This is a genomic window from Spongiibacter thalassae (assembly GCF_012272835.1).
Lineage (GTDB): Bacteria > Pseudomonadota > Gammaproteobacteria > Pseudomonadales > Spongiibacteraceae > Spongiibacter > Spongiibacter thalassae.
In genome coordinates, this window is the sequence record NZ_JAAWWK010000008.1 from 193866 (window position 1) to 200212 (window position 6347).

The 6347-nt window shown below is 56.2% G+C and carries 4 protein-coding genes; 2 read left to right on the plus strand and 2 right to left on the minus strand.

The features are described 5' to 3' along the window. Positions 1–45: 45 nt before the first annotated feature. A complete protein-coding gene (locus tag HCU74_RS19245) occupies positions 46–2988 on the plus strand; it encodes a choice-of-anchor I family protein (RefSeq protein ID WP_168452056.1) in 2943 nt (980 codons plus the stop codon). Between the two features lie 12 nt (positions 2989–3000). On the opposite strand, the gene HCU74_RS19250 is transcribed toward HCU74_RS19245, so the two are convergent. Further along, a complete protein-coding gene (locus HCU74_RS19250) occupies positions 3001–3534 on the minus strand; it encodes a response regulator transcription factor (protein WP_168452057.1) in 534 nt (177 codons plus the stop codon). After that, positions 3531–4811: an ATP-binding protein gene (locus tag HCU74_RS19255; RefSeq protein ID WP_168452058.1), complete on the minus strand. Its 1281-nt coding sequence runs from the start codon at positions 4809–4811 to the stop codon at positions 3531–3533. The genes HCU74_RS19250 and HCU74_RS19255 overlap by 4 nt, the downstream gene beginning before the upstream one ends. A gap of 133 nt (positions 4812–4944) precedes the next feature. On the opposite strand from HCU74_RS19255, the gene HCU74_RS19260 reads away from it, so the two are divergent. Then, the gene (locus HCU74_RS19260) at positions 4945–5973 is read left to right on the plus strand and encodes a transporter (protein WP_168452059.1); all 1029 of its coding nucleotides are present in this window, start codon (positions 4945–4947) and stop codon (positions 5971–5973) included. Positions 5974–6347 lie beyond the last annotated feature (374 nt).

Sequence of the window (6347 nt, forward strand, 5' to 3'; positions counted from 1 at the left end):
ATAAAGACGCCAGCCGCGTCAGCGCCATTAACCGGAATGTCATTGATGATTGAACGTAGCAAAGTATCAGGAAAAAAGGTCGCCCTGTTGGGTGCAGCAATTGCCGCATTGACTGCGTGCAGTGGCGACAACAACTCCTCTGGGAGGACGCTGACCTACGAGTTGAATCCACGACAGTTTATTATCGATGAATCACTGGGCAGTGTGCAGTTCAGTGGCGCTCCCCAGCCGACCAGCCTTCACCTGTCGGTGGGTAGTGGCGCGTACCGCAGTCCCGCTGAAGAGGGGCGGTTCTTCTATACCATTACCGATCGCGGCCCGACGTTTCCCTGTAGCGACAGTCAGCAGGTGATTGGCGTTCAGGATTTTTGCGGGGCGGGGAATAGCGGCAGTGTATTCGCCTTGCCGGATTTTGCTCCCCGCATTCAGTCGTGGAAGCTGAGCGGCATCGGCACTGGGCTGCGCCTGGAAATGACCGAGTCGCTGACCTTGAAAGATACGGTGGGCAATGAACTCAATGGCTTGCCCAACCCGACAACCCAGGCGGTTAGCGAGCAGGCCTATGACGCCTCCGGAGCGACGCTGGCAAAGAATGCGAATGGCATCGACCCCGAGGCACTGGTCAAACTGGATAATGGACGGTTCTGGGTTGCTGAAGAATATGGTCCCAGCCTGCTGTTGGTGGACGTCGACGGTAAAGTGCTTCAGCGCCAGGTACCGGCGGGCACCGCGGGTGATTTCGCCGCGGCGACCTATCCGGTGCAGGACACCTATCTGCCGTCGATACTTGCGCGGCGGCAACTGGATCGCGGCATTGAAGCGCTGGCAGTGACGCCCGATAACGACTTTTTGTATTTTGTCGTGCAGGCACCGTTGCTGAATCCCGATGTGGCCACGGCCGAGCGGTCGCGTATTGTGCGCATCGGCAAGTTATCACTGAATGAAGATGGCACGATTAACAGCCTGGTCGGGGAATACCTCTATCGTTTGGATACGCCCTCCCAGTTCGCGCGAAAGTCAGATGGCAAGGGTGACCTGGCCAATGGCGAGTTCCTGGCCCAGAGCGCGGTGACCATTAACGAGGCCGTCGCCGTTGGCGAGGATTATCTCGTGCTGGTCGAACAGGCAAAGAGCGTGAGCAAATACTACCGGGTCAACCTGGAGAACGCGGTCAGTATTCTGGGGACGCAGTGGGATCAGTTCAGCTCGAATAACTCACTTGAGCAGCAGTACCTGGTCGACGACGTGCCATTCGTGACCAAGCAATTGGGTTACGACACGCTTAGTAAAACGCTGCCAGTGGGCATTGATCCACTTGGGGAAAACGTTGAAGGACTGGCGCTGTTGAATGCGAACTTCACCGCGGTGACCAATGACAGTCGTTACGGACTCTACGGTGAGCAGAGCCGCGTGGCGATACTGCCGCTGGGGCCGTTTATTGTTGCTACTGCAGCGCCGGAGTGGCCAGTGCTCAGTTACGACAAGTCCGCCAGCTTCCGCCGCAGTGATGCAAACTTTGGCGCAGGGGCAGCAAGAACCCTGGCGGTAGACAGTGTAAATGCGCAAATGTTTGTGGTGAACGGGCAGAGCAACGTCGTAGATGTTGTCGATATCACCACACCGCTGACGCCGGTCGCTGCGGGTCAAATTGACACTGCTGCAGCCGCGGCCGATGCGGGTGTGAGTTTGGGTGCGATTACCGGGGTCACTGTCGGTGTGGAGTATGTTGCGGTGGCCATCGAGCACAGCAACCCACAGCAGAATGGTATTGTGGCCCTGTATAACCGGGATGAACTGACTCTGGCTGCCACTTTTACCGTCGGTGCCGGGCCGAAAATGCTGACCTTCGATATTATTGGTCAGCGCGTGTTGGTTGCCAATGAGGGCCGGCCCAGTGCTGATTACAGCGTTGACCCCGAGGGTTCGGTGACACTGATCGATCTGTCCGATGGTTTGGCCACTGCAGAAGCGAGGCAAATTACCTTTGCCGAATTTAATGTGGGCGGCGCGCGTCATAACGAACTGCCTGCATCGGTGCGGGTATACGGCCCCGGAGCCAGTGTGGCGCAGGACCTGGAGCCGGAGCACATCAGCGTTGCCGCGGACAACGACACCGTGTTTGTCGGCTTGCAGGAAAATAACGCTATGGCGGTGCTGGATCTCAGCGAAGGCACGATCGAGGCAATCTATGCCTTGGGCACCAAGGATTACGGTGTGGTCGGCAATGAGGTCGATGTCAATGACGATGGCAATGTCATTCTGAAAAACTGGCTGGACGTGGCCGGAATGTATCAGCCTGATGGTGTTGCCGCCTACCGCCACGCCGGTGCTAACTTTGTGCTGACAGCCAACGAAGGTGAGGCGCGTAATTATTCCGGCTTCTCCGAAGAGTTCCGCGCCAGCGAGCTTGATGGTGTGTCTGCGCCCGCCGTCGATGCTGCTAACCGGAGTTTTGCAGATGCCGGGAATAACAATGAGCTGGGGCGTCTGAAGGTAACCGATCAGACCGGTGATACCGACGGCGACGGCGATATAGACATTATCACCGCCTTTGGTGCCCGTTCCTTTGCGGTGTGGGACGCCTCGGGCAATCTGGTCTATGACTCGGGAGCAGAGCTGGAGCGAATGACCTTTGCGTCGCTCGGCGCTAACTTCAATAACACCGATGCCAACAGTGATGATCGTGGCCCTGAGCCGGAAAGCGTGGCGCTGTTAGCCCTGGGTAGTCGTGTCTATGCCTTTATCGGTCTGACCGCGACGGGCGGCATTGCAGTGTATGACGTGTCCTCGCCCTATGGCGTGCAGTTTGTACAGTACCTGAATAACCGCGATTTCACGGCCAACCCGGCTGCGGATACCGGTGACCAGTCCCCCGAAGGGTTGCACGCCTTTTACTATGACAACGTGCCTTATCTCGCGGTTGGCCACGAAGCCAGTGGTAATGTCAGGATCTTTGAAATCAGCTTGCCCAGTACCACCAGCAATTAAATTGCAGGTCGGCTAAGACTTCACCGGCCGCTTCTGCAGCTTTCGTTGCAGAGTGCGCCGGTGCATTCCCAGTTGGCGGGCCGTCGCCGAAATATTGCCTCCGTTATCCTTGAGTGCCTGCTGTATATGCTCCCAGGCCAGTCTGTCCAGGCTGGGCGTATCTATAGCCTCCGTGTGGGTGGGCTGGGCCTGCGGCCGGTCTTCCTTTAGTGCGGCAAGAATCGCAGAGGTGCTGGCGGGCTTTTGCAAATAATTGTCGGCTCCGAGTTTTATGGCATCAACAGCGGTAGCAATGCTGGAGTAGCCGGTCAGCATCAATATGCGGATTTCAGGGAAGCGTTCGCGCAGAAAGGGGATGACCGCTAAACCGGATTCCCGGTCAATTTTAAGATCGACCACCGCCATGTGGGGGGTGAATTCCTCGCAAATTGTGCGGGCGCTGTCTATCGAATGTGCGTGGCGAGCAGTGATTCCCCGGCGCTGCACGGACCGACTCAGGGCTTCGCAAAAGGCGATGTCGTCGTCGACGATGAGTAACGATGTCATGGCTGTACCTCGATGTTCTTGCGGGGCAGGGTGAGTTCCAGCGTGCTTCCGCCGCCTTTTCTCTTGCGCCACCGCAGCGAACCGCCGAAACGTTGCGCGCTGCTGTGGCTGAGCATCAGGCCGAGCCCGAGGCCCTTGCCCTTGGTGCTGACGTAAGCCTTGTTGATCTGCCCCTCCGGGCCGGGCAGGCCTGGGCCTCGGTCTGCGATAGTAATACGCAGGTAGTCTTCGTCGCAGTCTGCATCAAGAGTGACGTCAGCGGGGCTGACGTCTGCTGCGTTGTTGAGCAGGTTGAGGATACTTTGCCCCAGAGTGCCATCAGGCTGAATGTACAAGGTGCTGGCTGCCGGCGAGACAGCAAGCGTCGGAGCACAATCCGGGCGCAGCAATTGCCAGCGATCCAGCACGCTGGCCAAATATTTCGCTACCTGTTGCGGCGCGGGGGCGGTTCCACTGAGCTCCCGGGCCGTTGCAACGAGCTGTTGGAGAATGTCGGAGCACTGATCGATCTGCCGGTCGAGCGCCGCAAGGTCTTGCTGAGCAAGGCCGTCGGCGGCGTCGAGCAAATCCTCACTGATAATTTTCATGGTAGCCAATGGGGTGGCCAGCTCGTGGGCAGTGCCGGCAGCGAGGGTGGCGACGGCGAGCAGTTGTTCGTCCTGCAGCTGCCGTTCCCGGGCCTGGGCGAGCTCGCTCTCCTTTCGCCGCAGGGTGTCGGCCATCGCTGAGATGAAATAGCTGATTAGCAGTGCGCTCACCATAAAATTAATCCACATGCCCACAATATGGCTGTTGGCGGTGTGGCCCAGGGTTGATGTCATGTCGTGTTGGGCGTGGGGCGACAGGTATTCAAGGGGAATATAGAAAAATAATAGGAACCCATAAGCGGACATCGACAGCAAGGCGAGCCCCCAGGTGAACGCCAGGGGCAGTGTGGTGGCCGCGATGCATAAGGGGACTAACAGGTAAGAAATGAAAGGATTGCCGCCGCCACCGGAAAAATACAACACCGCGCTGAAGGCAATTATGTCCACGCAAAGGTGAGCGCATAATTCGACATCGGTCACTGGCCAGCGCTGATAGCTACGCCACCAGCAGAACAGTGCAAATATTGAAATTGCGCTGAGTAGCTGCTCCAGGGTAACAAAGGGCAGCAGCCAGCCGAGATGGTGCTTCGCGACCAGCAAGGCAAGCCATTGTCCGGCAACAACCACGGCCCGTATCAAACATAGTCGACGCAGGTTGCTGGCTTCTGAGTTATGGGTAAATGATTTCATGCTGTCAGTATACCGCCGCTGATACCCGCGGGCTGAGTGGCTGCGACAATTTGTCGCAATCCCGGTGGGGCTTGAATTGTTACCATGCCCGTCGTTTTTAGTCATTATCTCCAGTTATCAAGAGTGCCAATTCATGAAAGTTCAAATTATAGCGATAGCGGGTTTGATTGCTGTACACAATGCGCACGCCCATGACAACGCGCCAATGAGCAGTCTGGGCGCCAGTTCCCATGCCCCTATCGGAGTGATGGCCGATCACCAGCACGCAGCGGGTGAGTGGATGCTGTCCTATCGCTATATGGACATGACAATGAAGGGTATGCGCGAGGGTGGCGATAGCGTTACCAGTGCGGAAATTACGGGCACTATGATGAGTCCCGGCGACTATATGGTCGCGCCGGTGTCGATGGACATGTCGATGCATATGTTGGGTGCGATGTATGCCCCCAATGACCAGCTGACATTAATGCTGATGCTGCCGGTAGTAGAAAAGGAAATGAAGCACCTTACACGCATGGGGCAGGGGTTTAGCACCTCGTCTTCTGGTCTTGGAGATATTTCCATGACGGGCTTGTATTCGCTGTACCGTTCAGCAGATGGCCGCCATCGTGTGCACGCAAATATCGGGCTGAGTTTGCCAACAGGGGATATCGACGCCCGGGACGACACTCCGGCAATGGCAAATGCGAAGCTACCTTACGCGATGCAATTGGGTTCCGGCAGTGTTGATCTACTGCCAGGCGTGTCCTATCAGGGTTTTGGTGACAGTGTAAGCTGGGGCGGGCAGGTCAGTTTGGTTGTACGTAGCGACTACAATGACAATGATTATCGGCTGGGCAACAGGCTCAAGTTCAGTGGCTGGGTTGCTCGCAGTTATTCCCGTGCTTTAAGTGTCTCGATAAGACTGGCCCATGAGGTTTGGGAAGATATAGATGGCGCCGACCCTGAGCTGAACCCGATGATGGTGCCGACGGCAGACCCGGCGAATCAGGGCGGGGAAAGAAGCGACTTGTCATTGGGGCTGAACTACCTGTTTACCAAGGGGCAGTTAAAAGGACACCGGCTCGCCGCGGAATTTGGTCAGTCCGTCTATCAGCATTTGCATGGTCCACAGATGGAAGTTGATCAAACAATAACCGCTGGCTGGCAGTTTGCGTTCTAAATTGGTTGTTAAATAAGCGGTTTCAAAAAAAGCCTGAATTATCGTGATTTCCCTGTTGACTCTCCATCGGGTGTCTCTATAATGCGCCTCCTCGCTCGGGGAGACAGGCCGGTGCGGTTGCTGAGGCAGCGGTGCGGTGAGTTGGTGATACGGGTGAGGGAGTTCGGTGTTACGGTCTTGTAAAAAGACTTTAAAAAAACACCTTGCTCTGGGGGCTGAAGTGTTTATAATACGCCTCCTCGCTAAAGGGTCTGACCTTTTGGCGATATCAAAACCCTGGCGGTTTTGAGTTATTTAACAAGACGAGATTAGATAATTCGTGTGGGTACTTGTTGGTGGATATTGCGACAACAATATTCAGAAACAAGTGACTC

Coding starts and splice junctions, on each gene's coding strand:
- HCU74_RS19245 (WP_168452056.1), top strand. CDS start 46: ATGATTGAACGTAGCAAAGTATCAGGAAAAAAGGTCGCCCTGTTGGGT.
- HCU74_RS19250 (WP_168452057.1), bottom strand. CDS start 3,534: ATGACATCGTTACTCATCGTCGACGACGACATCGCCTTTTGCGAAGCC.
- HCU74_RS19255 (WP_168452058.1), bottom strand. CDS start 4,811: ATGAAATCATTTACCCATAACTCAGAAGCCAGCAACCTGCGTCGACTA.
- HCU74_RS19260 (WP_168452059.1), top strand. CDS start 4,945: ATGAAAGTTCAAATTATAGCGATAGCGGGTTTGATTGCTGTACACAAT.